Genomic DNA, 26454 nt, shown 5'->3' on the forward strand with positions numbered 1-26454 from the left:
GATGATTCAACGGCGATTTCGCATGCATATCACGCCCTCAGCCTTTTATTGCGGTCGCGCTATTCGTAACGCATCGCTAAGGCGAAATCAAAAACGCTATTGTGCGGCTCATGCCCTTCTCTTCGCCGTCGTCCCGCCCTTGGCCAGATAAGGCGCCAGATATTTCGCCGTGTAGCTTTCCTTCGATTTCGCCACGTCTTCGGGCGTACCGCTCGCGACCAATCGGCCGCCTTTGCCCCCGCCCTCGGGGCCGAGGTCGAGGATCCAGTCGGCGGTTTTGACGACCTCCAGATTGTGCTCGATGACCACGACTGTATTGCCCTGGTCAACGAGCGCGTGCAGCACTTCGAGGAGCTTTCTGACGTCCTCAAAGTGAAGACCGGTCGTGGGCTCGTCGAGAATGTAGAGCGTCTTGCCCGTCGAGCGGCGCGAGAGTTCTTTGGCGAGTTTCACACGCTGGGCTTCGCCGCCCGAGAGCGTCGTGGCTTGCTGGCCCACATGCACGTAGCCGAGGCCCACGCGCACCAGCGTTTCCATCTTCTCGCGGATCGCGGGCACGGCTTTGAAAAACTCGGCCGATTCCTCGACCGTCATTTCGAGCACGTCGGCGATCGATTTGTCGCGGTAGGTCACTTCCAGGGTTTCGCGGTTGTAGCGCTTGCCGTGGCAGGAATCGCAGGTCACGTACACGTCGGGCAGGAAGTGCATCTCGATCTTGATCACACCGTCGCCCTGGCAGGCTTCGCAGCGCCCACCTTTGACGTTGAACGAGAAGCGGCCGGGGCCGTAGGCGCGCGCTTTGGCCTCGGGCAAGCCTGCGAACCAATCGCGGATCGGCGTGAAGGCGCCCGTGTATGTCGCCGGGTTCGAGCGCGGCGTGCGGCCGATCGGCGACTGGTCGATGTCGATGACCTTGTCGAGAAAATCCACACCGTCGAGCGCGTCGTGCTCGGCCGGGATTTCGCGTGCGCCCATAAGGCGCCGGGCAAGCGCCTTGTAGAGCGTTTCGATTACGAGCGTGGATTTGCCCCCGCCCGAAACGCCGGTCACGCACACGAAGGTGCCGAGCGGCAATTCGACGGTGAGGTTTTTGAGATTGTTGGCCTTCGCCCCGCGCACGCGCAGTTTCTGGCCTTTGTGGCCCTGGCGCCGTGTCTTGGGGATCGGCACCTGGCGAAAGCCGGACAGATACTGGCCCGTGAGGCTCGCGGGGTTTTTGACGATGTCGTCGGGGGTGCCCTGCGCCACGATCTTGCCGCCGTGGATGCCGGCACCCGGGCCCATATCGACGACCCAGTCGGCCACGCGGATCGCGTCTTCGTCGTGCTCGACGACGATGACCGTATTGCCGAGATCGCGCAGGCGCTTCAGCGTTTCGAGCAGACGGTCATTGTCGCGCTGATGCAGGCCGATCGACGGTTCGTCGAGCACATAGAGCACGCCCGTGAGACCCGAACCGATCTGCGAAGCGAGGCGTATGCGCTGGCTTTCGCCGCCCGACAAGGTGCCGGATGCGCGCGACAGCGTGAGATATTCAAGACCGACATTCACGAGGAAGCCAAGCCGCGCGTTGATCTCTTTCAGGATGCGCGCGGCGATTTCGTTCTGCTTGGCCGTGAGCTTGCCGGGCAGCGCCTTGAACCAGGCAGCCGCCTCGTCGATCGAAAACTGGGTGACTTCCGAGACGTTGAGCTTGCCGATTTTGACGGCGAGCGCTTCCGGCTTCAAACGATGGCCGTTGCAGGCTTCGCACGGGCGCGCGGACTGATAGCGCGACAGTTCTTCGCGCGTCCAAGCCGAATCCGTTTCGCGCATGCGGCGTTCGAGATTGGGGATCACGCCTTCGAAAGGTTTGTTGGTCTTGTAGTCGCGCAGGCCGTCCGAATAGACCATCGTGACCGGCTCGTCGCCGGAACCGAACAGGATGCCGTCTTGCGCTTTTTTCGGCAGCGTTTCGAACGGGGCGGCGAGCGAGACCTTGTAGTGTTTGGCAAGGCTCGAAAGCGTCTGCGCATAGTATTTCTGCGTCTCCGACACCCACGGGGCAACGGCCCCCTTGTCGAGCGACAGGCGGCCGTCGGGCACCACGAGGGCAGGGTCGAAATACTGTTTTTCGCCCAGACCGTCGCACGAGGGGCAGGCGCCGAACGGATTGTTGAAGCTGAACAGGCGCGGCTCGATTTCGGTGATTGTAAAACCTGAGACCGGGCACGCGAATTTCGACGAATAGACGGTCTGCTCGTTCGTGTCGGCGTTTTCGACGTACAAGAGGCCGTCGGCGATCTTGAGCGCCGTTTCGACCGAGTCAGCCAGACGCGGTCCCAAATCCGATTTCACGACAAGCCGGTCGACGACGATGTCGATATCGTGTTTGCGCTTTTTGTCGAGCACGGGAACGGCGTCGATGTCGTAGAGCTTGCCGTCGACTTTGACGCGCTGGAATCCCTTCTGTTGGAATTCCTTGAGCTCTTTGCGGTACTCGCCCTTGCGGCCGCGCACGACGGGGGCCAGCAGATAGATGCGCGTGCCGTCTTTCATCGCCAGAATGCGGTCGACCATTTGGCTGACCGTCTGGCTTTCGATCGGCAAGCCCGTGGCGGGCGAGTAGGGCACGCCGACGCGCGCATAGAGCAGGCGCAGATAGTCGTAGATTTCCGTGACGGTGCCGACGGTCGAGCGCGGATTGCGGCTCGTGGTTTTCTGTTCGATCGAGATGGCGGGCGACAGGCCGTCGATGGAATCGACGTCGGGCTTGCTCATCAATTCGAGGAACTGGCGCGCATAGGCCGACAGGCTTTCGACGTAGCGGCGCTGGCCTTCGGCATAGATCGTGTCGAACGCGAGCGACGATTTGCCCGAGCCCGACAGGCCGGTGACGACCACCAACGCGTCGCGCGGCAGATCGACGTCGACGCTTTTGAGATTGTGTTCGCGGGCTCCGCGAACGGAAATGCGATGCAAATGCGGTTGCGGCGCCATCGGTCGTCCTATGTTGTGGAAGCAGCGAATATAGGGTGCGCTCGGCGCCTTGGCGATGCCCCCTGTACCTGCCTGTGTACAACTCGGAACGCGGCGCGTTTTGGGCTTTGCGTTGGCGGTGCTGGCGTATAAGTTTGCGCTTCGTTCCTAGGATTCGCACGCGGAGAATTGAAGACCATGGCCGGCAGCGTCAACAAGGTGATCCTTATCGGCAATCTGGGCAAAGACCCGGAAGTGCGCTCGATGCAGAACGGCGGCAAGGTCGTCAATCTGTCGATCGCGACATCGGAAACGTGGCGCGACAAGAACTCCGGCGAGCGCCAGGAAAAGACCGAATGGCACCGCGTGGTCATCTTCAACGAGAAGCTCGGCGAAGTGGCCGAAAAATATCTGAAGAAGGGTGCGAAGGTCTATGTCGAGGGCGCGTTGCAGACGCGCAAATGGACCGACAATAGCGGCGTGGAAAAATATTCGACCGAAGTGGTGCTGCAGCGCTTCCGCGGCGAGCTCACGATGCTCGACGGCGGCAAGGGCGGGGGCGGCATGGGCGGCGGCGGCGGTATGGGCGGGGGCGACGATTTCGGCGGCGACGATTACGGCGCACCCTCGGGCGGCGGTGGCGGCGGTGGTGGTGGACGTTCGAGCGGCGGCGGCGGCGGTCGCAAACCGGCCGGCCCGATCGACGACGACATTCCGTTCTGAGGCGCGCGTGCCCTTCGTCAATGTGAAGATCACGGCTGGCGCAAGTGCCGAGCAGAAGGCGCAAATTGTGCGCGAGATGACCGACACGCTCGTGCGCGTGCTCGGCAAAAAGCCCGAGAACACGCACATCGTGATCGACGACGTGCCGCGCGAAAACTGGGGCCATGCGGGCGTCTTGGGAAGCACGGCGCGCAAGCCCGCGACGCCCTAAAAATCCGGCGTTTTTCTCTAGCTTTTTCAAGCGCTTGCAATAACCGCGCGAGAGCCTTTTCCGCATTGTTTGGGCACGGCTGCACTGGTAGATTTCGCACCTCTGATTCGCGACGCTTTCACATGATCGGCACCCCCACTTGAGCGACATTCTGCCCACGCCCCCAGGCCCAACCGACATCTCGCCGGTTTCGATCGAAGACGAGATGAAGCGCAGCTATCTCGATTACGCGATGAGCGTGATCGTGAGCCGCGCGCTGCCCGATGCGCGCGACGGGTTGAAGCCCGTGCATCGCCGCATTCTGTTTGCGATGCACGAGGCGGGCTACGATTGGAACCGCGCTTATAGGAAATCGGCGCGCGTGGTCGGCGACGTGATGGGCAAATACCATCCGCACGGCGACAGTGCGATCTACGAATCCATGGTCCGCATGGCGCAGGATTTTTCGATGCGCCTGCTGATGATCGACGGGCAGGGCAATTTCGGCTCGATGGACGGCGATCCGCCGGCGGCCATGCGCTACACCGAAGCGCGTCTCGCCAAAGCCGCATCCTTGATGCTGACCGACATCGACAAAGACACGGTCGATTTCGTGCCGAACTACGACGACAGCACGCAAGAACCCAGCGTGCTGCCGGCCGTGTTCCCCAATCTTCTGGTCAATGGCGGCTCTGGCATCGCCGTCGGCATGGCGACAAACATTCCGCCGCACAATCTGGGCGAAGTGATCGACGCGTGCTGTGCGTATCTCGACGATCCCGAGATCACGCTCGACCAGTTGATGCAGCACGTGCCCGGCCCCGATTTCCCGACGGGCGGCATCGTGATGGGGCGCGGCGGCTTGCGCGAAGCCTATCGCACAGGGCGCGGCTCGATCCTCGTGCGCGGGCGCGCGCATACCGAAGAAGTGCGCAAAGACCGCGAAGCGATCATCGTCACGGAAGTGCCGTACCAGCAGAACAAAGCGCGCCTGATGGAACGCATCGCCGAGTGCGTGAACGAGAAGATCATCGAAGGCATTTCCGACCTTCGCGACGAAAGCGACCGCGACGGCGTGCGCGTGGTGATCGAATTGAAGCGCGACGCCAATCCCGAGATCGTGCTGAACCAGCTCTACAAATACACCGGCCTGCAGGTTTCGTTCGGCTACAACATGCTGGCCTTGGACGAAGGCAAGCCCGTACTGATGGGCTTGAAGGAGCTGATCCGCGCCTTCGTCGAATTCCGCGAAGAAGTCATCACGCGGCGCACGCGCTTCGAACTGCGCGAGGCGCGCAAGCGCGCGCACATCTTGATCGGCCTTGCGGTGTCGGTCGTCAATCTCGATCCGGTGATCGAACTCATCCGCAAATCGCCGGACCCGGTCGCCGCCCGCGAAGGGCTGATGGCGCGCGCGTGGGACGTGCACGATATCGGCAGCTACATCGAGATGGTCGGCGAGCCCGGACGCGGCGTGGTCGACGGCACGTATCGCCTTTCCGAAGAGCAGGCCAAGGCGATCCTCGAATTGCGCCTGCAGCGCCTCACAGGTCTCGAGCGCGACAAGATCCTGGGCGAGCTCAAGGAGATCGTGGCGCAGATTGCCGACTTCATCGACATTCTCGGCTCGCGCGAGCGGCTGTTCGGCATTCTGCGCGACGAGCTCGTCGCCTACAAAACCGAATTCGCCGACAAGCGCCGCACCACGCTCGAAGAGGGTGCGGGCGACCAGGACATCGAAGACCTGATCCAGCCCGAAGACATGGTCGTGACCGTCACGCATGCGGGCTACATCAAGCGCACGCCTTTGTCGGCCTATCGCGCCCAGCGCCGCGGCGGCAAGGGCCGCTCGGGCATGGCGACGCGCGAGGAAGATTTCGTGAGCCAGGTGTTCGTCGCGAACACGCACGCGCCGATCCTGTTTTTCACCAATCGCGGCCTCGTGTTCCTGCTCAAATGCTACCGTCTGCCGCTCGGCACGCCGCAAAGCCGCGGCAAGCCGATGGTGCAGCTTTTGCCGCTGGGCGACGGCGAAAAAATCGCGACGGTGCTGGCTTTGCCGCCCGACACGAGCCTGTGGGACTCCTTGCATATCGTGTTCGCGACCTCGAAGGGCAATGTGCGCCGCAACGCCCTCTCGGACTTCACCAACGTCATGTCGAAAGGCAAGATCGCGATGAAGCTCGAGGAGGACGGCGAACGGCTCGTGGCCGTGCAGCCCTGTTCGGACCGCCAGGACATCGTGCTCGCCACGCGCGGCGGCAAATGCATCCGCTTTGCGGTCGACGACGTGCGCGTGTTCGCGGGCCGCAATTCGACCGGCGTTCGCGGCGTGAAGCTCGCCGGCGACGACGAGGTGATTTCGATGGCGCTGTTGCGCCATACCGAGCTCGACACGCCCGAGCGCGAAGCCTACTTGCGCATGTCGCGCCAGCGCCGCGGCATGGAAGCCGAAGCACCCGAGGTCGATGCGGGCGTCGAGGCTGCAGCGGGCGAGAGCGCGTCCGCAGACGGTGCCGCACTTGTCCTTTCCGAAGAGCGCTACGCCGAACTGGCTGCGGCCGAAGAATTCCTGCTGGCGATCACCAGCAAGGGCTTCGGCAAACGCAGCTCGGCCTACGAATACCGCCTCACGGGGCGCGGCGGCTCGGGCATTGCCAATATCGAGACGACCGAGAAAAACGGCGCCGTCGTCGCCTCGTTCCCGGTGCGCGACGGCGACCAGTTGATGCTGGTGTCCGATGCCGGTACGCTGATCCGCACGCCGATCGACGATATCCGCATCGCGCGCCGCCAAACGCAGGGGGTGACCGTATTCCGGATGGGCGAGGGCGAGCGCGTCGTGTCGGTCGCGAGGCTCGGCGACATCGGGCCCAGCGAAGGTTCGGCGGGCGACGGTTCGGCAGGCGACGAGGCGCCCAGCGGCGAAGACGCGGGCGGAGGCTGAAACGGGGGCGACATGAGCACGCGCGTTGCGATCTACCCGGGCACGTTCGATCCAACGACGAACGGCCATCTCGACATCATCCATCGCGGCGCTCTCGTCGTGGACCGGCTGGTGGTGGGGGTTGCCGTCAATGCCGGCAAAGGGCCGCTCTTCTCGCTCGACGAGCGCGTGGCGCTGATGCGCAGCGAAGTGGCCGCCATGGCGGACGTCGCGCACAAGATCGAGGTGCGTCCGTTCGAGACGCTTTTGATGCATTTTGCGCAAAGCGTGGGCGCGAAGATCATCGTGCGCGGCCTGCGCGCCGTGTCGGATTTCGAATACGAGTTCCAGATGGCTGGCATGAACAAGCGTCTCGATCCCTCGGTCGAGACGCTGTTTCTGATGGCGTCGGAAAACCAGCAATTCATTTCCTCGCGCTTCGTCAAAGAGGTGGGGCGACTGGGCGGCGACATCTCGCATTTCGTGTCGCCGCGCATCCATGCCGCGATGCGCGCCAAATTCGCGACCGGGACGGCTTTTGCGGGCGGCGATCCGGCCCCGACTTTGCCGCCTGTAACCGTACCGCGCGCACCCCTCTGAGAGGGGTTGACCCCCGGGCCCAAGGACACTAGGTTCCCGGCCTGTTTCGACGTCGTTTCGGCGACGAGCCCGTAGCTCAATTGGTAGAGCACGACACTTTTAATGTTGGGGTTCCGGGTTCGAGTCCCGGCGGGCTCACCAACCTTCGTTCGGAGATTCGCTAAGTGCTGCGGCGGGTTAATTGCGCCCGTCAACGCGCAGTATGTTCTTTAATGCGGCCAAGACGTCGTCGAGCAGAATATCGTCGATCGGCGTCGCTTTGCGAAGGTCGTGCGAACTCTCCGCAGTCCGGGCCCGATCGGCGCTTCGGTTCCTTGACGCCGTCTGAAGTGCGACCGCGCGCGATACCGTATCGACGACATTGATTGGATCGAGCGGTTTAAGCAGCACAGCCGATACGCCGAGTTTCAGCGCGTCGACGGCCGTATGCCTTTCAGGATGTCCGGTTACGAGAATGAAGCCCGCACCGCCCCCGCGTTCGCGGCACAAGCGGATCATCTCAAGAAATTCGAGGCCGTCGCAATCGGGCATTCGGATGTCGGACACGACGACGCGGATGTTCGCATCGTCGAGAAATTTGATGATGCCGTCTGCCGCGCAATGGGCGCTACTGGTCTGGATGCCGACTGCGGCAAGCAAAAGACAAAGCTCCTCCGCGCAGTTCGCATCGTCGTCGACAACCAGCACTTTGCAGGGATCGGCACTCACGGCAAGTCAGTCCCACTGCTTCGGCGCGACATATGGCAAGTTGATTTCGACCGTCGTTCCGACGTCCAGCTTGCTCGTCAACCAGATGTTTCCCCTATGGTATTCGATGTACTTCTTCGCCATTGCGAGCCCGTGCCCAGATCCGAGATGGCATCCCGCTGCGGCGGAAGCGCGACGATGAAATGGCCGAAAGACTTCTTCAAGATCTTCGTGCGGAATGCCGATGCCTCGATCGGCAACGGTAACTACAATTCCGCGTTCAGCTGTCCGGGTCGTCCAAACATCGACGACGCCATTGGGCTTTGAGAATTCAATTGCGTTGCGGATTACGCTTCGTAGCGCGCATCGAATACGCAACGCATCGATCATACAGCTGGGCAGATCGGTATCCAGCGACAGCTGAATGGAAATTCCGAACTGCTCGGACATCGGCGTCAGTCGTGCGACGACATCCAAGATCAAGTCGTTTACGCACAGTGACCTGATTGCGGGCGGCAACCGACCGTCTTCGATGTCGGCTATGTCGGATGCGTTGTCGAGAAGGTCGAGAAGCTGATTGCCTGCGGTGTTTATGTGGGCGACCAGATCGTCCGTCTGGCAAAGATCGCCGACGGCGGACGGGGTATCGGATTTTTCCAGAAGGAACGCCGAGAGCCGAATTATCGCGTTGAGAGGTGCTCGAGATTCTTCGACCAATCTGGAAAAAAGCCGAGCTTTGGACATCTGGACGTCTTCATTCGCGTCCCCGCCATTGTCGAGTTGGGGCGGCAGATCGCGATGCGGCGCTCGTCTCGGGACGGAGGGGGACAAGATCACGAGACCTTCTTGGACTGGCTGAAATTGACCAACTCCATCTGGATGTCGATCGCCTTGGAAACAGCGCTGACGATCTCGACCGGATCGAGCGGCTTCATCAGCATTGCCGACGCGCCAAGATTGAGCGCGTCGATCGTGGTGTGCAGATCGGGCTGCCCCGTCACAAGAATTACGGTTGCGTCGATGCCGCGACCGCCCGAACTGCGGATCTGGTCGAGAAGCCGGACACCGTCGCAATCCGGCATGCGTATGTCCGAAACGACGATCCTCACATTCGGGTCGCGCAGAAAATGGCGTATACCGTCGGCCGCAGAGAGTTCGTGCTCGGTGGGAAAGCCTGCAGCCGCCAGCAGCAGACACAACTCTTCAGCACAGCTTGCATCGTCGTCGATGATAAGCACTTTGCACAGCGCAGCGGACATTTCTCTCACCTTTCCGACGTCGTGGTGGCGAAAGGCAGCTCGATGGTCACAGTGGTGCCGACGTTCCGCTCGCTTGACAGCGTGATGTGGCCGCTGTGCTGCTCGACGAACCGCTTTGCATAGGTCAAGCCAAGCCCGGCGCCGTCATATCTTCGCGTGAACAACGAGTCGCCATGGTGAAACGCCTTGAATACATGAGCGATATCCGCAGCGCTGATCCCGACACCCGTGTCCGACACGGTGATGGCGGCATTGCCGGAACTCGCGCGAGAGAGCCGAACAGTGACAATCCCATTTTTGTTCGAAAACTTGATCGCGTTGTCGACAACGCTTCGGAGCGCCTGGCGGATACGGGCCGCATCGATCGAGCAGTTCGGAAGTTCGGCATCGAGATCGGTTCGAATCTGCACGCCGAACTGCGACGCGAGCGGTTGCAGCCGCGCCACGACATCGGCGACGAGACCGCCGAGGCAAGTCGGGGAAGGGCGAACGTCGCGTGCATTCTCTTCGATGGTCGCAAGGTCGAAGATGCTTTCGACGATGTCGAGAAGCTGGTGGCCCGCGCTGTTGAGGTGTCCGGCGAACTCGGTTTGCCGCGCGACCTGAAGCGGACCTTGGACGCCGACGGCGTTGTCGGCGAGAATCTCGGAAAAGCCGAGGATCGCGTTGAGGGGCGCGCGAAGCTCGTGGTTCATATTGGCAAATAACGCCGCTTTGGTGCGGTTGGCCGCTTCGGCCGCCTCTTTAGCGGCATTCAGCGCAGCACTCGCCTCGCCGGAAACCGAGGCGGGCATCTCCCGGAAGTTGGTTTGTGCGCTCGCGCGGGCAGACGAAAGAGCAGGGCGCAGCCGCCGAATGCCCATTCGGAGCGTCAATTTCGCCTCGCCGCTGACGCCTGGGCCATTGGCACCCGGTCCGTTTGCGCTCGGTTTCAGCATCTGCTTCGACATCCGACTAAGCCCATCCTGCTTTTTGCGCCCGATTGCGCCAACACGCCGTTAATCGCCTGTTAAGCACGCTAGTCGCACTTTGGACCGGCCGACAGGACAGTCTGGTTCAGTTTGGACTCCAATCTGAACTTTGACGGGGATCGACATGGGCCGTTTTGTCCCGGTAGAACATGTTCGCTTTATTGTCATGGGATCAGGACAACAGCATCGAAATGGCCGGGCCCCCGTGAACGCAACCCACAAACCCTTCGGACCTTTGGCCAATGCCTCGGGACGTCTGCTCACGGTGCTGGCGATCGCCGTGGCGCTGTCTGCCGCGATCATGCTTGGCGCGGTCGGGTTGACCAAGCGCGCGGAACAGGAGTTCGAAAGCCGCGCCGTTCTCCAGGTTAAATACGAAACGCAACTGTTCGAGGTCTTCACCCGAAGTCTGCTTCAGCGCTTCGACCAGGTGCTGATGCTCCTCCGCGAGGAAGTGCTCGACGACGGCCCTCCGGTCGACATCGCGACATGGTCGGCACGGCGGGGCGTGCTGCGCGAACCGGTTTTCCAGATCGCCGTGATCGGCGCAGACGGAAAGCTGCTCGCCACCACTGAAAACGCCTCGAGCATCGGCGTCGATCTGTCGGATCGCGAGCATTTCAGCGTGCATCGCGACACGGACGCCGATCGCATGTTCATCAGCAAACCGCTTGTCGGGCGCGCGTCCGGGCGCTTGTCCTTGAACATCAGTCGACCGGTACGAAACGCAAGCGGCCGGTTCCTGGGCGTGGTCGTCGTTTCGATCGATCCCCGGCTTTTCTCCGACTTCCTCGAAATTCTGGGCGAGCCCAACAACACGCTCGTCAATCTTTTCGGGCTGGACGGCATCATCCGCGCGCGCGCGCCAAGCGGTCCTGGGGGGCAGTACATCGGCGGCTCGATCGCCGGCTTCGAAGTCGAGGCGTTGGTAAAGGTTGCGTCGGAAGGGACGTTTCGAACCGCCAGTCGGCTGGACAAGGTGGAACGGATCTTCGCCTTCCGACGTCTGGACGACATTTCGCTGACGGTTCTCGTCGGCAAGAATACCGATGCCGTGTTTGCGGACTTCTACGACCAACGCCGTCTCTACCTCATGATCGGCTTTCTGTCGGCCGCCTTCGTCATTGGTCTTGCCGTTCTGTTCGAAATCTTTCTGCGTGCGCAGGACAGGATCCGGGTCGGCGACGCGCTGGCTGCGTTGCAGAAACAGCAATCGACGGACCTCATCGGTATCATGGACGGCTGCGGTGCGGCCCTCGTCCAAACCGACGCAGCAGGCCAGATCGCAGCCTGCAATTCGGCGTTCGCCGTGATGTTCGGCGTCACGAATCGCAGCGCGTTGGTCGGGCGGCACTTCGACTCCGTGGTCGCGGCAGGCGGCCTTGTTTCCGACCAATTGGGTCAGTTCAGCAGAATTCGATCTGCCGACGAGTATCCCGTGCGTTTCGAGTCTTCGTTCGTGCCGAACGATGTCGCAAGTCTGCGGCGCGACATTATGTGGAGCTGGACGCAGAGCAAGACGGGCATGGATCCAACAGTCAGATTTATTGGTGTTGGCATCGACAATACCGAACTGCGCGCCAAAGAGATGATGTTCATCCAATCGGCAAAATTGGCATCGCTCGGGCGGCTGGCGGCAACGCTCAACCACGAGATGGTCCAGCCGCTGAACGTGGTCCGGCTCGGACTTGCGAACCTAACCACGCTTATCGAGCGGGGCGCGCCCAAGGAAGACCTCCTGGCGCGCGCCGGCAAAGCCGTCGAAAACATCCATCGCACGGGTAGCATCCTTAAGCGCTTTCGTTCGCTGATCCGGCAAGACAGGAATGTCGTCGAAATTGCCAAGCTATCGGATGCGATACACGCGGCAATCGGCATGTACGAAGAACAGTTTCGGATCGACGGAATCAATCTGATTGTCGAGACGGACATCGGGTGCGAACTCGAATGCAGTCGCATCGAGCTTGAGCAGGTCTTCGTGAATTTGCTCGCGAACGCCTACGACGCAATTCTGCGGCACCGTTTGGAAGGCAAGGCGAATCCGGGTTCCCGAGCGCGCGCGCCGGACATGGTCAGGATCCGCATGGAAACGGGTCCTGGGGCGCCGGAAATCGTGCGAATATTCGTCGAGGACAGCGGCGGGGGTATTCCTGCCGACATTATCGCGAATATCTTTCAGCCGTTTTTCACCACACGGTCCGGAAGCGGCGGCACCGGTCTCGGATTGGCCATATGCCGGGCAACGGTCGAAAGCCTGAAAGGGACGATCGAAGTGTCGAATGTCGATCGCGGCGCCTGCTTCGTCGTGTCGCTGCCGATACGCGCGGACGCTGCCGCGGCAACGCTTGCCTCATAGCATCATCTCGACGAGTGCCGAAGCATGCAGATAAATCAGCAAGCAGAAGATGCCGTAAAAATCCTCGTCGTGGACGACGAGGAATGTGCCGTGGAAGAACTTGTTTTTGCGCTTTGTGCTGCCGGGTTCAACGCCATCGGCGCGAATAGCGCTTCGCGGGGGCTCGAATGTTTTCTGAAGGACGATCGCATCGGCGTCGTCGTTTCCGACATTCGAATGCCCATGCAGGACGGCATTGGTTTTCTTCAAAAGATTCGGCGATGCGGCGAACGCGGTGCAGCTTGCTCGCTCATCCTGATGACGGGGTTTCCGGAGATCTCGAGCGCCATCGAGGCCATCGATCTGCGGGTCGCGAGGTATCTTCAGAAGCCATTCGAGCCCGACGAGGCGCTTGCCGTCGTCGCCGCCGCTGTTTCGAGTTACCGACGCGCCGTCGAAGCGTCGGACGCCAACGATGCGGCGGTCTCGGCACTGCGCGCACTCTTGCTCGCACCGACGCCTGGCGCTGCGTCGACAGAAACCGCCAAACCGGGACACGGTGCAGAGACTCCGGAGAACCGCGAGCAACGTCGGACCGAAACCCTCAGATCTCTGCTCCGCTTCCGCAAGCAGCGATCCGAGTTTTTGCCGCAGGAGATGTTCGGGGATCCTGCTTGGTTCATGTTTCTCGAGCTTGCACTCCTCGAAAGAAGCGGCAAGGCGACGTCGGTGTCAGGCTTGTGCATGTCTGCGAACATTAGCCAGACAACGGCGCTGCGGCGGATACAGGACATGGTCGAGGCAGGGCTTATCGTGCGCCACGAGGACCCGCGCGACAAGCGTCGCTCGCACATCAATCTGACGACTGAGGCGAATGAGCGACTGAACCAGCTTCTAGATCGCGCTGCAATCGATGCTTGAATTGTATCACCCATGCATTTCCGACGATTTCGACCTTCAAAAAGGTTGAGCGCAATTTGCGCAAGATCTGCAGAGATCGTCGTGCTTGGGTTCTGGGTTCGAGTGCAGGCGGGCTCACCAAGCGGCGTAGCATTCGCCCAACATTTACCGCTGGAATATCAGCGTGCCGCCGGTCTCGGGCGCGTTGGCGAATGATGTGACGCGCATCGGATCCAGATTGTCGCTCGCCCAAACGATGCAAAAGCCGCCCAGCAGCACGGCGATCGAGCCGTCGGGCTCGGCAAGCGGCAGCACGAGGCGTCGATAGCTAGCATAGGCACTCGTCTCGCTGGCGAGACGCGAGGCGTAGTAGCCAGGGCGGCGCTCGCCTGCCACTGTCGCGAAAAGATGGACGAGGTCGTCGTACGTCTTGCCCGTCCGCATCTCTTCGAGCCGGCGCCCGGTAAACGAAACGCCCAAATGTGCGTCGATCGCCGTTCCGACCAGCCGGTACCGAAATGCGCCTTCCGGCAGCACGTCCATCAGAAAGAGATTCGGCATCACGCGCGGAATCGCGAACGGATCGAAGGCGGCGCGCGGCGGCGCCTCGCCTTGGGCCAGCGACCGCCAATGGCGGTACAGCGCCTGCAGATCCGGATGGTCGATTACTTCGTCGAACGTCACGTGCCGCATGCCCGCAAAAAGTCATTGTTGCTTTTTTCTCTACAATCCGGAGCGGGGGCAGCGCCAGAACAATCTTCGCCGTCCGCCATACAATTGCATGGCGCACCGGAATACGGCGACTAGTTCGCCATCAGCGGCAGTTCCGGCGGCGCGGCCGGCAGATCGAGGGCCGCAACGGCGCCCACGGCCGCGTTTTCGATCGTGAGTTCGCCGTCCATGCGCTTGGCAAGTTCGACCGCGATCGACAGTCCCAAGCCCGCACCGCCTTTGTCGGCGACGAACGACGACTTGCCGAGGAAAGGCTTGCCGATCTGCGTCAGAAGGTCGGCGGCGAACCCCGGCCCGTCGTCGGCGACCTCCAGGCGCACGCGCGCCCCCGGTGCTGTCGAAAGGCGCGCCACGATCTGTCCGCCTGCACGGCCGTGGCGGGCGGCATTCGCGAGCAGATTGACCGCGATTTGCCGGAAAGCGAGCGCGTCGCCGAGTGCGGCAAGCCCCGGCTCGGCCTCGATCTGGAGCTTGGCGCCGGTTTTGCTCGTTTCGGCCGCCGCCAAAGCCGCCGCCTTGGTAAGTTCGATCGCGGGGTCGAATCGTTCGACCGCAACGGCGCGTACACCCTGCTGCAGGCGCGCCATCTCGAGAACGTCTTCGACGATCGCCAACAGGTGCCGGCCGCTCGCCGCAATGTCGTCGACGTAGTCGCGGTGGCGTTTGTCGAGCGTGCCGTTGATACCCATCAGCATCAGATCGGCATAGCCGATCACGGCATTGAGCGGCGTGCGCAGCTCGTGGCTCATGCGCGCCAGGAACGAGTCCTTGGCGCTGTTGGCGGCCTCGGCGCGCTGGACGAGTGCGCGCAAGCGCTCCTCCATTTCCACACGCGGCGTCACGTCCGAGAACGCGCTCACGAACGCCCGCAAGTTGCCCTCGGCGTCGCGCACGGGGGCGATGCTGAGGTCGGCCCAATAGGGCGTGCCGTCTTTGGCGTAGTTCAGAATATCGACGCGAACCGGGCGGGCGGCGGCCACCGCCTCGCGGATTTTCGCGACGGTCGCAGACGACGTGCCCGGCCCCTGCAGCATTCGGCAATTGTAGCCGACGAGTTCGTCGATCGAATAGCGCGTGATGCGTTCGAAAGCGCGGTTGACATAGACGAGCTTGGCGTCGTCGGCTGCCGCGATGGCGATGGCGTTGTCGGCGATCGACATCGACTGCAGCAGCAATTCGCGTTCGGCAATCACGCGGTTGCGCCGCCGCAGTTCGAAGGCCGAATAGCCGCCGCCGGCGAGCGCAAGCGCCAGTGCGATCGCGCCGAACAGCAGCAACTGTCCGCGGCCGAACAGCGCCGACGCCAGAATGTCCCTTTCGCCGCGGGCCGAAAGCACGAGCAGGTCGCGGTTGGGCGACAGCGCAAAACCGCCCATGCGGCGCACCCCGTCGAAAGGCGAAACAGCGGGATAGTAACCCTCCAATTCGCCCGCTCTGTATTTGATGTAGACAGGCCGGTCGCGCGCATCGGTGCCCGCGATGTCGAACGCGAGATCGGGGAAGCGGAACAACGCGACGCCGTCTTCCCGCAAGACCAAGAGCGTGCGCTCGCGCAGCGAGAAGGCCTTGTCGGTCGCCTCGCGCAGGCGAACCAGATCGATCGACAGCGAAACCAGACCGAGCAACGCGCCGTCGCGGCCGACCACGCGATGATTGACGGCGAAAGCCGGACGCCTTCCGACAATGGAACCTTGCGTGGCGGAGAGTTCGAAATCGGCGCCGCTTTCGAGCATGCGCGGCAGGGAGAGCCGAATTGCGTCGGCAATCTGCGCCTCGGTGGCGCTGCTGGCCGCGAGAAATTGCCCATTTGCGTCGATGATCTTGAGAGCGAGGAACTGCGGTTCGAGCGCCAGATTTTCAGCGGCTGCCACGACCGCCGCGCGCGCGCCGTCGTCCGGATCGCTCGCCTCGCGCCATGTCTTCGCAGCGATGGCAATGACTATTTTGGCCGTTCGGATCGACTGGTCGATCTGCTGCGAGACCAGCCGGGCGACCACGATCTCCTCGCGACCGGCATCCTCGAGCAGACGGTTGCGCACCGCACTCGCCACGCCCAGGATCGCCGAACCGGCGATCGCGAAGGCAAGCACCGCGACGACCGAAAAACGCCGCAGCGCGCCGGGCGGCAGACGGCGAAAAAACGACTTGCGCTGATGCGCGACGCCGAGAGTCAAGGTCGGCACCCTTGCGTCGCGCAGGCAGAGCGCCACCCGGCGGCTTGCAGGGCATCCCAGCCATGCATCGCAATTTTTTGCTGAAGGCTCGGCGACCTGCTGGGCACCGAAATGCCAAACATTGGTATTTCTTTCTGGACGTAGGGCGACCTACGAATGCATTCAGGTAGATTGTATTTATTTGTGCAATTGGAGGGAATTGCAAGCAGAATGCGTTCCAATATGATTTAAAGATTCACATTAACCCTTTGTAAACAATTGGGATATGCGGCAGCACGGCGACGGCGAGGGGCTTGCCCCGCCGCCGCCGGCTTGGCGCCTTAGGCCGCGCGAACTTCCGTAAGGAAACTCGTCACCGAGCGGCGCAGATCGCTGGACTGCGTGCCCAATGTCGAGGCGGCGTCTTTGACCTGGCTTGCGGACGTGCCGGTTTCGCTGGCGGCTTGCGTCACGCCCGCGATGTTCGAGGAGACTTCGTTGGTGCCTGCAGCGGCCTGCTGCACGTTGCGCGCGATCTCCTGCGTCGCTGCACCCTGTTCCTCGACCGCCGAGGCAATGCCGGTTGCGATCTCGTTCATCTTGGCGATGGTCTGCCCGATCGCGCGCATTGCTTCGACCGATGCGCCGGTTGCCGTCTGGATTTCGGCGATCTGGCCGCCGATTTCGTCGGTCGCCTTTGCCGTCTGGCTCGCGAGGTTTTTGACTTCCGACGCGACGACGGCAAAACCCTTGCCGGCATCGCCCGCGCGCGCCGCTTCGATCGTGGCGTTGAGGGCGAGCAGGTTGGTCTGCGAGGCGATGCTGGAGATGAGCTTCACCACGTCGCCGATCTTCTGGGCGGCAACCGCCAGCTTCTCGACCGTCTCGCTGGTGCGCGCCACGTCCTCGACCGCCTGGCCGGTAATGCGGCTCGATTCCGAGACCTGGCGCGAAATCTCCGTGATCGAGCTCGAAAGCTCTTCGGCGGCCGAGGCCACCGTCTGCACGTTGGTCGAGGCCTGCTCGGAGGCAGCGGCAACGGCGGTCGCCTGGCGGCTCGTTTCCTCGGCCGTGGCCGACATCGCACCCGCCGAGACCTGCAGCTGTTGGGCCGCACTCGACACGCCGGCGACGACGCTGCCGACTTCGGCTTCGAAACGGTCGGCGAGGGCGGCCATGGCGGCTTTCTTTTCAGCCAACGCTTTGGCCTCGAGTGCCGCTTGTTCGTCCTCGAGCGCTTTGACGCGGATGGCGTTGTCTTTGAACACCTGAACCGCCTTCGCCATCGCGCCGATTTCGTCCTTGTTGTCTTTGGACGGAACTTCCGTTGCGAGATCGCCGCCGGCAAGGCGACCCATCGCCGCCGTCATGGCGCCGACCGGCCCCGTAATGCCTTTGGCGATCCCAAACGCAGCCAGCAGCCCCAGAACGAGCGCAATCGCCGACAGCGTCAGCATGGTCGCCACACCTTCTTGCACTTCGTCGGCTGCTTCGGCGTCGATCTGCGTCGTCGCGGCTTTCTGGCGTTCCTTCAGCGTATCGATGCGCTCGGCCACGCGCGCGGCGACCTGCGCATTCGTCGTGTTCACGAGTTCGTCCATTGCGCGCACGGCCTCCGTCGCCTGGCGGAAGGCAGCGAGATAGCGCGGGGCGATTGCGGCGGCCTGCTCGACCAGCGCGCGGGGCTCGCCGCTTGCGCCGTCGCGCGCCCGCGCCAAATCCTGGTTGAGCTCGTTCATCTGGCGCTCCGCCGCCTGGATCAAGGCCGGATCCGGCTTGATCAGATAGCGCAGCGCGTTGAGGCGAACCAAGCCGAGCTCTTCTTGCGCCTTGCCGACATACGCGGCCGCGCGGTAATCGCCGGCTGCAATGGCGCTATCCATCGCGTTTGTGAGCGCCGTTCGTGCCTGCAGGCCCAGTTCGTTCATGCCGCGATCGACGGCTGCGACCTGCGCTTCGCGCAGCTGGTACATGCGATCGAGATTGCGCATGTACTCTTCGAAAGCCGCCTGCGCTTCGCGCGCAATGGCGCGGCGTTCCTCCGAAAGGATCGAGGCGATCGCCGCTGCGAGATCCTGGCGTATCGAAACTGCCGCCTTGTCGATATTGGCGCGGTCGGCGGCGGCGCCGTCGTCCGCGTAGCGCACCACGGAGCGCCGCATCGCCTGGAAGTCGGCGTCGACGTCACCCATGCGGATCGTATTTGTGCTCACCGAGCTGTAGCGGGCGAAGAGCGTTTTTGTGTCGGTCAGGCCGTTCCACCCGAACAGACCTACGGCGGTGAGAAGAACGAGAATGAGGGCAAAACCGGCGCCGATACGCGTGCCGATGCGGATATTGCTGTTGAGCGAGGCGAGGAACGACATGGTGGGGAGGGCTCTCCGGTTCTGGGTTCTGCAATCCGCAGTTTTCGCGGCTTGTTTGGTTGTTCTCTTAAGTAGTTTTCTTTTTAAACTTTTCGATGAAAAGTTAAGCGAGGCTAATGACTACTGTTGTAGGACGTGTTGTATACATTAGTTTCTGGTAAACCGCTTCGCAATGGTATAAATAAAAACAGACTTGTAAAATATTGTTATTAAACAGTTTTTGTAATTTTTCGATTTTCTACTTAGTCTGAAGTATATGACTAAAAAGCGGCCATTATTTGCATTTTGCGAATAAAAAGGCGCCGACCGGAATCCGAATCCGGCTTGTGGCGACACCGCGTATTCGACCTACGCGGCCATGGCACACGCCATTGCTTCCGGTGCGGGAAATCCAGCGCGACTGGCGCAGGCCCGGAAAACTCGCTACAAACCGCGCGCGGTCGATCAGCGGCTTTGCGGAAGATTCGGGCGGCAGAATTCGGAGACGGGAATGGCGTTGGATTTCGGGGGCGCTCGCGCCCAGTTCGACAATATGAAGGGCGGCGTCGTGATCGAGGCGCGCGATGGCGCCAAGGTCGTGCAGTTCACGGTCGACCAGCGCGCTTTGGCCGATCTCGAAGGGGTTACCAGCACCTCGCCGGGGGCGCTCGTTTCGATCTACCGTTCGAACATGGCGCGCATCCACAAGGTCGCCTCGGTCATGTATGAGGCCGGCGAAATCGACCCCAAACTCGGCTACCACATCACGTCCGACCGCCTCAACGGCGTCAAACGCAAGGGCTAGAACTGCAATGGACATCGAAAAAATCTCGATCGGCGCCAAGCCGCCGCAAGACGTCAACGTGCTCATCGAAATTCCGCTCGGCGGCGAACCGGTCAAATACGAAATCGACAAGAAGTCGGGCGCTTTGTTCGTCGACCGCTTCCTGCACACGGCCATGCGCTATCCCGCCAACTACGGCTTCATCCCGCACACGCTGTCGGGCGACGGCGACCCGGTCGACGTGATCGTCGTGGGCCATGTGCCGGTGGTGCCCGGGGCCGTGATCCGCTCGCGCCCGATCGGCGCGCTCCTGATGGAAGACGAGGGCGGCCCGGACGAGAAGATCGTCGCGGTCCCCGTCGACAAGCTGCATCCGTTCTATTCGGGCGTCAAAAACTACACCGATCTGCCCGAGATCCTGATCGAGCAAATCGCCCATTTCTTCCAGCATTACAAAGATCTCGAAAAGGGCAAATGGGTCACGATCGTCAAATGGGTCGATGCCAAAGGGGCCGAAAAGATGATCCTCGAGGGCATCGCGCGCGCCAAAAAGGCGAAAAAGGGCCGAAAATAGGCAGATAGCGTCGCCGATCCTGTCAAGGACCTCGACAGACCGGGCGCCGGTAGTTTAAATAATCTTAACGAAACTTCGTCCATGGAGAATCCCGATGGCGTCAGCAATTGGTGCATCCGGCCTCACGGCCAGTTTTCTGCCCGTCCAAAAGGCGGCCCTCAATCGTGGCGAGCTCTACAACGACACGACCCAGCAGGTCGCCCAGGTCGCCGCGACGCAAGTCCAGCGCGGCATCCAGGCCGCCGCCGGCGAATCGTCGGACGTGGCGAGCACGGCCCTGCAGAGCCGCGGCACCGAGATCAATCTTCTCGCCTAAGCCAAGCGCGCGGCCCTCGATGCGCAAGGCGTTGCGGCGGCGCGTCTTGTCGCGGTTGATTCGGCCGTGATCGAACTGGTCGTCCTCGGCGCCACGGGATTCGTCGGCCGCAATCTCGCCGAATTTTTCGCGGCCGATCCCGCCTATCGCGTGACGGCGATCTGCCATCGTCGGCCGGCTTTCGATCACCCGCGCATCGCGTGGCGGTCGGCCGACCTCACCACGCAAGCCGGGGTGGACGCCGCCCTCAAAGGCGCCTCGCTCGTGCTGCACGCAGCCGCTGCAACCGCAGGATCGGCTGCAAATCTGCACGATCCCCTGTCGCTCGTGGTCGACAATCAGGTCATGACCGCGCGCATTTTCGCAAGCGCCCACAAGGCTGGGGCAGCGCATGTGGTCTGGTTCTCGTGTGCTGTCATGTATGCCGACACGGCCACGCCGCAGCGCGAGGACGACTACGACCCCGCACTGCCACTGCACCCGGCCTATGTGGGGGCGGCCACGACCAAGGTCTATTTCGAGCGCATGTGCGCCTGGTATGCGAGCCTCGGGCGCACGCGCTTCACGGCCTTCCGCCACACCAATATCTACGGGCCGTACGACAAGTTCGACCTTGCGCGCAGCCACGTGTTCGGCGCCACGGTGACCAAGACGCTGACCGCGACCGACGGGAAGCTCGTGCACTGGGGCACGGGCCGCGCCGAGCGCGATCTCCTGCATGCCGACGATCTGTGCGCGGCCGTGAAGCTTGCGGCCGAACGCCAGCGCACGCCCTTCGGGCTCTACAATCTCGGCAGCGGCAAGACGATTTCCACACTGGCGTTGGCACAGCGCATCGTAGCACTTTCGGGCCGCAAGCTTGCGATCGAGCTCGACCCAAGTCGTCCGACGATCGACACGCGTACAGCGCTCGATTGCAGTCGCTTTGCCGACGAATACGGCTGGGCGCCGCAGGTCGATCTCGACGACGGCATTGCGCGCACGCTCACCTGGTGGCGGGAGAACCGCCCCGATTTTGCAGGAACGTTGGCGCCATGAAGATCAGCTTCGTGCTGCCCTCGATCTTTCCCACGCTCGTGGCCGGCGCCATCGAAGCGGCCCGCACGGAAGCGGCCGGTCTCGACCACGAGATCGTCGTCGTGTCGCCGTTCGAAATCGCAGGCCCGAACGTGCGATGGGTCAAAGAAGAAAGCCCGCGCGGCTCGATCGCCGCCTGCAATCTCGGTTTTGCGGCGGCAACCGGCGACGTGCTTGTGCTGCTGGCCGACGACAACCGGCTCGACCCCGGCGCTTTGGCTCTCGCCTTCGCGCATCTGCAGGCACACGAAGCCCAAACGCCGCTGCTCTCGGTCGGGTTTCCGCTCGGCGTGCGCGGGATCGTGGCGGTCGGCAGCGTCTATGGGCGCTACTACCCGTATTTTTTCATACTGCGGCGCACAACCCTTGCCGCCGTCGGCGGCGGGTTCGATGAAGGGTACGTGAAATTCCACGCCGATCCCGATCTTGGCTTGCGCATCTGGAAGGCGGGCGGGCGCTGCGAATTTGCGCCTGGTGCCATCATCCGCGCTGTCGCCGATCGCGCCGGGGCTGGGCAAGCGCCCGACAAAAGCCGCGGCAGTGCCGTCAGCGACTTTGCGCGTTTTGCCGATATCTGGGGACCGTCCTATCCAGGCTGGGGGACGGCCCAAAACATCATCAATCTCGATATTGCAACCGATCTGCTGCCGCTCGCGGGCTTGCCTGCCAACACGGTGCTGGCCCAGACCCCGGCCCAGATCCTGGATCTGCGCATTCTGGCCGGCCTCACGACGGTGAGCCTGCATCACGGCGTCCGGGTGGGGGCAGGGCGCGCCTTGCAAGCGCTCGAGTATCTGCGTTGGCTCGCCGCGATCGCCCCGGACGTACTGAATGTCGTGGTCAAAAACGGCTGCGAGGCCGCACTCGCGCGACCCTAATTATCTCGGGATTTCGGCGAGTCGTTCGTGATAAAACAAAGCGTTTTCGGGGATGCCCAAACCTTGAGGTAACGACGCCATGCCGCCGCTGCAACGATCCGTATTCACGGCCGAAAAACTTTTGATCCGCGAAGGCAAAATGCCCGCCAACGGCCACGCGACTGCCCCGCTCGCCAAAATGGGCGCGATCGCCGTACCGGCGGCGGCACTGGGCGGCGACGCTTCCGCCGCGATCGCGGCCTTGCGCGCCGACATCGCCGATCTCGGCAAGAAGATCGACGGCATCGGTTCCGCCGCCGCCGCTGCTCCCGGCTTCGACATGACCGAGATCAACAAGATCCGCGACGAGGTGCACGGCATTGCCGCGCGCATCGCGCAGACCAAGAAGGAAATCGGCGCCCTCAAGCATCCGCTCGCGACCGAAGACAAGCTTGCGAGCGCGTCGATGGAACTTTCCTCGGTCGTCTCGCAGACCGAAACCGCGACGTCGCAGATTTTCGACGGCGTCGAAAAGATCGAAGAGATCGCGCGCGAACTGCGCACGATGAAGATCGACGAATACGGCCAGCAGCGCATCGCCGAGATCTCGGACATGTGCACCGCCATCATCGAAGCCTGCTCGTTCCAGGATCTGACCGGCCAGCGCATCAACAAGGTCGTGCGCACGCTCGCCTTCATCGAAGAGCGCGTGCAGAAGATGATGGAAATCTGGGGGGCCGAGGAAATCAAGCTGCTGCCGGTGTCGGACGCCGACAGCATCCACATCAAGGACGTCGGCGGCGTGGTGCTGCACGGGCCGCAGGACGCCGAAAAGACCAACTCGCAATCCGACATCGACAAGCTCTTCGACTGATGCCGGACACGCCCGATCTCATCCTCGCGCGTGCGATCCGCGAAGCCGACACGCGCTATTTTTTCGAGAACTACAGCATCCAGGCGCAAGCCGCGATCCAAGCGCTCGAACGTGCCGGCTATCACATCGTGCCGGCCGTGCCGTCGCGGCCGATGTTCGACGCGGCCGTAAAAGCCATCGTCTACGGCACCAAGCGGCCAGGCGACATCGTGCTGCCGATCTGGAACGCGATGCTCGACGCGCGCCCCAGCCCCTACGGCGAGTAAAAAAGGGATAGCGCTTGGATACGGCCGATTGCGTGGTGGCGGGGGCAGGCGTGGTCGGACTTGCCGTTGCGCGCGCCCTGGCTCGTGCCGGGCGCGACGTGATCGTGCTCGAAGCCGCCGACGCGATCGGCACGGAGACATCGTCGCGCAACAGCGAAGTGATCCATGCCGGCATCTATTACCCGACCGGCAGCCTCAAGGCGCGCCTATGCGTGGCGGGCAAACAGTTCATCTACGACTATTGTGCGGCACGCGGGCTGCCCCATCGGCGCTGCACGAAGCTGATCGTCGCGACCGACGCGAGCCAAATCGCGTCGCTCGAAAAACTGCGCACCCAAGCGGCTGCCAACGGCGTGGAAGACCTCGAACTTATCGAGGGCGCCGCCGCGCGCGCGCTCGAGCCTGAGCTCACTTGCGTTGCGGCCTTGCTCTCGCCCTCGACCGGCATCGTCGACAGCCACGCGCTGATGCTGGCCTACCAGGGCGAGGCCGAGGACCACGGCGCGATGCTCGCATTCGAAACGCCGGTCGTGGGCGGATACGTTGCCAACGACGGCATCGTGCTCGCCACCGGCGGGGCGTCGCCGATGCAGATCAAGGCGTGCACTTTCGTGAATGCCGCCGGGCTGGGAGCCCAAAAGATCGCCACCGCAATCGACGGCATCGCGCAAACGCATGTGCCGCCGCTCTACTACGCCAAAGGCAATTACTTCGCCCTGCAGGGCCGCACGCCGTTTTCGCGGCTTATCTATCCCGTCCCGGCACCCGGCGGGCTCGGCGTGCACATCACGATCGACCTTGCGGGCCAGGCGCGCTTCGGCCCCGACGTCGAATGGATCGATGCGATCGACTACGACGTCGATCCCAAGCGCAGCGACTCCTTCTATGCCGAAGTGCGCCGCTATTGGCCGGGCCTCAAAGACGGGGCCATCCAGCCGTCCTATTCGGGCATTCGGGCCAAGATCGTGCCGCAAGGGGCGGGCAACCCGGATTTCCTGATCCAAGGGCCCGAAACGCACGGCGTTGCGGGCTATTACGCGCTCTACGGCATCGAATCGCCGGGCCTCACCGCCTCGGGTGCGATCGGGGCCTATGTCGCCGATCTAGTTGCGCAACAGGACGGACCGGCTTAAGACGCTATTCAACAAACGACACACGTAAACAAGTGGGGAGCACGACGCCATGGAATTGCCAGTCAACGCCTTCAAGAAAGCGCTCAAAGAAGGCAAGCAGCAGATCGGCCTGTGGTCGAGCTTGGGCTCGAACATGGTGGCCGAGGGCATCGCGCATTCGGGCTTCGACTGGATCCTGCTCGACACCGAACATTCGCCCAACGAATTGCCGGGCCTCGTCTCGCAGTTGCAGGCAATGAAGGGCGGTACCGCCACGCCGATCGTGCGCCCGGCCTGGAACGATGCGGTGCTCGTGAAGCGCCTGCTCGATATCGGCGTGCAGAGCCTGCTGTTCCCGTTCGTGCAGACGCCCGAAGAGGCCAAGCGTGCGGTCGCGGCAACGCGCTATCCGCCGCAGGGCATTCGCGGCGTCGCCACCACGGCGCGCGCTTCGAATTTCGGGCGCGTGAAGGACTATCTCAAGAAAGCCAACGACGAGATCTGCGTGCTGGTGCAGGTCGAAACCATGGAAGCGATCGGCCGCCTGCGCGAGATCGCGTCGGTCGAAGGCGTGGACGGCGTGTTCATCGGCCCGTCGGACCTCGCGGCATCGATGGGGCATCTCGGCAATTTCCAGCACGCGGACGTGCAGAAGGTGATCACGGCCGCGATCGGCGAAATCCGCGCGGCCGGCAAGGCTGGCGGCTATCTCACGGGCGTGGAAGACGAAGCCAAGAAGCGCTTGGCCGAAGGCTACCAGTTCGTCGCCGTTGGCTCCGACAACGGCGTGCTGCTCAAGAACACCGACGCGCTCGCACAGCGATTCAAATCCTGAAGCCGAAAGGGTTGCCGCCATGGCCGCCAAGCCCGATCTGATCTCGACCGCCAAACTGCCCGACAGTAGCTGGGCGAAATTGCAGGAGCGTTTCACGACGCATCTGCTGCCGCCGGCCGGTGCCGAGCGCGATGCATTCATTGCCGCACACGGCGCCAATGTCCGCTTCATGCAGGCAAGCGGGGGCAGCATCGTGCCCGCCGCGATGATTGCGGCCCTGCCGAAGCTCGAAATCATCGCGAGCAACGGCGTAGGCTACGACGGGATCGACGTGGCGGCGGCCTCGGCACGCGGCATCGTGGTAACCAATACGCCCGACGTGCTGAACGATTGTGTGGCCGACACGACGTTCGGCCTCATTCTCGGCGCCTTGCGCAAGCTGCCGCAAGCCGACCGCTTCGTGCGCGAAGGGGCATGGCTCAAAGGCGGCCAGGCGCTGACCACGTCGGTGCACCACAAGAAGCTCGGCATCCTCGGCTTCGGGCGCATCGGCAAGACGATCGCCAAGCGGGCCGGCGGCTTTGACATGGAAGTGGGCTATCACGGCCGCACCAAGCAGGCGGACGTGGCGCATCGCTATTTCGACAAGCTCGTCGATCTTGCCAGCTGGTGCGACGTGCTGGTTGTCATCACGCCGGGCGGGGCGGCCACGCGCCATCTCGTGAATGCGGCCGTTCTCAAAGCCTTGGGGCCGCGCGGCTATCTTGTGAACGTCGCGCGCGGTTCGGTCGTGGACGAGGCGGCCTTGCTGGCGGCCTTGCAGAACGGAACGATCGCGGGTGCAGGGCTCGACGTGTTCGAAGACGAGCCGCGCGTGCCGCCGGCGTTTTTCGCACTCGAGAATGTTGCCCTTGCCCCGCATGTGGGCTCGGCCACGGTCGAGACGCGCAAGGCGATGGGCGACCTTACGGTCGACAATCTGGTCGCACATCTCGAAGGACGCCCGAAACTGACGCCCGTCAATTAGGGATCAAAAACGC

At 62.7% G+C, this 26454-nt stretch carries 24 protein-coding genes and 1 tRNA gene; 17 read left to right on the top strand and 8 right to left on the bottom strand.

All coding sequences use genetic code 11. The features are described from left to right. Positions 1–108 precede the first annotated feature (108 nt). The gene (uvrA, locus tag O9320_12030) at positions 109–2979 is read right to left on the bottom strand and encodes an excinuclease ABC subunit UvrA (protein ID MCZ8311579.1); all 2871 of its coding nucleotides are present in this window, start codon (positions 2977–2979) and stop codon (positions 109–111) included. 177 nt (positions 2980–3156) lie between these two features. Here uvrA and ssb point away from each other — a divergent pair, with 177 nt between their 5' ends. The 5 genes from ssb (at position 3157) to O9320_12055 (ending at position 7538) form a co-directional block, all read left to right on the top strand. Continuing rightward, entirely contained in the window at positions 3157–3681 is a 525-nt protein-coding gene (ssb, locus tag O9320_12035) for a single-stranded DNA-binding protein (GenBank protein MCZ8311580.1), read from the top strand. A 7-nt stretch (positions 3682–3688) separates the two neighbouring features. After that, a complete protein-coding gene (locus O9320_12040) occupies positions 3689–3892 on the top strand; it encodes a 4-oxalocrotonate tautomerase family protein (GenBank protein ID MCZ8311581.1) in 204 nt (67 codons plus the stop codon). Between the two features lie 139 nt (positions 3893–4031). Further along, complete coding sequence (gyrA, locus tag O9320_12045) at positions 4032–6818, top strand: DNA gyrase subunit A (protein ID MCZ8311582.1); 2787 nt, start codon at positions 4032–4034, stop codon at positions 6816–6818. Positions 6819–6830: 12 nt separating this feature from the next. After that, complete coding sequence (coaD, locus tag O9320_12050; GenBank protein ID MCZ8311583.1) at positions 6831–7397, top strand: pantetheine-phosphate adenylyltransferase; 567 nt, start codon at positions 6831–6833, stop codon at positions 7395–7397. Between the two features lie 65 nt (positions 7398–7462). Beyond that, a tRNA-Lys gene (locus O9320_12055) sits at positions 7463–7538 on the top strand. Positions 7539–7574: 36 nt separating this feature from the next. Here O9320_12055 and O9320_12060 read toward each other — a convergent pair. Genes O9320_12060 through O9320_12075 form a run of 4 tightly spaced genes read right to left on the bottom strand, consistent with a single transcriptional unit; the run spans position 7575 to position 10293 of the window. Further along, entirely contained in the window at positions 7575–8105 is a 531-nt protein-coding gene (locus O9320_12060; protein ID MCZ8311584.1) for a response regulator, read from the bottom strand. A gap of 6 nt (positions 8106–8111) precedes the next feature. Further along, positions 8112–8915: a HAMP domain-containing sensor histidine kinase gene (locus O9320_12065; GenBank protein MCZ8311585.1), complete on the bottom strand. Its 804-nt coding sequence runs from the start codon at positions 8913–8915 to the stop codon at positions 8112–8114. A 2-nt stretch (positions 8916–8917) separates the two neighbouring features. Next, positions 8918–9343, bottom strand: coding sequence for a response regulator (locus O9320_12070; protein ID MCZ8311586.1), 426 nt, complete (start codon positions 9341–9343; stop codon positions 8918–8920). A 5-nt stretch (positions 9344–9348) separates the two neighbouring features. Then, the gene (locus O9320_12075; protein ID MCZ8311587.1) at positions 9349–10293 is read right to left on the bottom strand and encodes a HAMP domain-containing sensor histidine kinase; all 945 of its coding nucleotides are present in this window, start codon (positions 10291–10293) and stop codon (positions 9349–9351) included. Between the two features lie 145 nt (positions 10294–10438). Between O9320_12075 and O9320_12080 the strand changes: the two genes are divergently transcribed. Both O9320_12080 and O9320_12085 read left to right on the top strand, forming a co-directional pair. Further along, a complete protein-coding gene (locus O9320_12080) occupies positions 10439–12670 on the top strand; it encodes an ATP-binding protein (protein MCZ8311588.1) in 2232 nt (743 codons plus the stop codon). 24 nt (positions 12671–12694) lie between these two features. Further along, entirely contained in the window at positions 12695–13570 is an 876-nt protein-coding gene (locus O9320_12085; protein MCZ8311589.1) for a response regulator, read from the top strand. Between the two features lie 144 nt (positions 13571–13714). On the opposite strand, the gene O9320_12090 is transcribed toward O9320_12085, so the two are convergent. The 3 genes from O9320_12090 to O9320_12100 form a co-directional block, all read right to left on the bottom strand. After that, positions 13715–14233 carry a PAS domain-containing protein gene (locus O9320_12090; protein ID MCZ8311590.1) on the bottom strand — a complete coding sequence of 173 codons (519 nt, stop codon included), beginning with the start codon at positions 14231–14233 and terminating at the stop codon, positions 13715–13717. A gap of 119 nt (positions 14234–14352) precedes the next feature. After that, entirely contained in the window at positions 14353–16455 is a 2103-nt protein-coding gene (locus O9320_12095; GenBank protein ID MCZ8311591.1) for a PAS domain-containing protein, read from the bottom strand. 320 nt (positions 16456–16775) lie between these two features. Then, positions 16776–18800 (bottom strand): methyl-accepting chemotaxis protein, encoded by a 2025-nt coding sequence (locus tag O9320_12100; GenBank protein ID MCZ8311592.1) that lies wholly within the window; start codon positions 18798–18800, stop codon positions 16776–16778. 490 nt (positions 18801–19290) lie between these two features. On the opposite strand from O9320_12100, the gene O9320_12105 reads away from it, so the two are divergent. From O9320_12105 to O9320_12150, 10 genes are all read left to right on the top strand, one after another. Then, positions 19291–19584 carry a DUF1488 family protein gene (locus O9320_12105; protein ID MCZ8311593.1) on the top strand — a complete coding sequence of 98 codons (294 nt, stop codon included), beginning with the start codon at positions 19291–19293 and terminating at the stop codon, positions 19582–19584. 7 nt (positions 19585–19591) lie between these two features. Beyond that, positions 19592–20137 (top strand): inorganic diphosphatase, encoded by a 546-nt coding sequence (gene ppa, locus O9320_12110; GenBank protein MCZ8311594.1) that lies wholly within the window; start codon positions 19592–19594, stop codon positions 20135–20137. Between the two features lie 94 nt (positions 20138–20231). After that, positions 20232–20453: a hypothetical protein gene (locus tag O9320_12115; protein ID MCZ8311595.1), complete on the top strand. Its 222-nt coding sequence runs from the start codon at positions 20232–20234 to the stop codon at positions 20451–20453. Between the two features lie 66 nt (positions 20454–20519). Next, positions 20520–21491: an NAD(P)-dependent oxidoreductase gene (locus tag O9320_12120; GenBank protein MCZ8311596.1), complete on the top strand. Its 972-nt coding sequence runs from the start codon at positions 20520–20522 to the stop codon at positions 21489–21491. After that, complete coding sequence (locus tag O9320_12125; GenBank protein MCZ8311597.1) at positions 21488–22408, top strand: glycosyltransferase; 921 nt, start codon at positions 21488–21490, stop codon at positions 22406–22408. Before O9320_12120 ends, O9320_12125 begins: the two co-directional genes overlap by 4 nt. A 79-nt stretch (positions 22409–22487) precedes the next feature. Further along, positions 22488–23261 carry a protein phosphatase CheZ gene (locus O9320_12130; GenBank protein ID MCZ8311598.1) on the top strand — a complete coding sequence of 258 codons (774 nt, stop codon included), beginning with the start codon at positions 22488–22490 and terminating at the stop codon, positions 23259–23261. After that, a complete protein-coding gene (locus O9320_12135; GenBank protein MCZ8311599.1) occupies positions 23261–23527 on the top strand; it encodes a hypothetical protein in 267 nt (88 codons plus the stop codon). The genes O9320_12130 and O9320_12135 overlap by 1 nt, the downstream gene beginning before the upstream one ends. Before the next feature lie 14 nt (positions 23528–23541). Next, a complete protein-coding gene (locus tag O9320_12140; GenBank protein MCZ8311600.1) occupies positions 23542–24660 on the top strand; it encodes an NAD(P)/FAD-dependent oxidoreductase in 1119 nt (372 codons plus the stop codon). Between the two features lie 49 nt (positions 24661–24709). After that, complete coding sequence (locus tag O9320_12145; protein ID MCZ8311601.1) at positions 24710–25474, top strand: HpcH/HpaI aldolase/citrate lyase family protein; 765 nt, start codon at positions 24710–24712, stop codon at positions 25472–25474. A gap of 19 nt (positions 25475–25493) precedes the next feature. Beyond that, complete coding sequence (locus tag O9320_12150; GenBank protein ID MCZ8311602.1) at positions 25494–26441, top strand: 2-hydroxyacid dehydrogenase; 948 nt, start codon at positions 25494–25496, stop codon at positions 26439–26441. Positions 26442–26454: the final 13 nt, after the last annotated feature.

Source organism: Magnetospirillum sp. (genome assembly GCA_027532905.1).
GTDB lineage: Bacteria > Pseudomonadota > Alphaproteobacteria > CACIAM-22H2 > CACIAM-22H2 > Tagaea.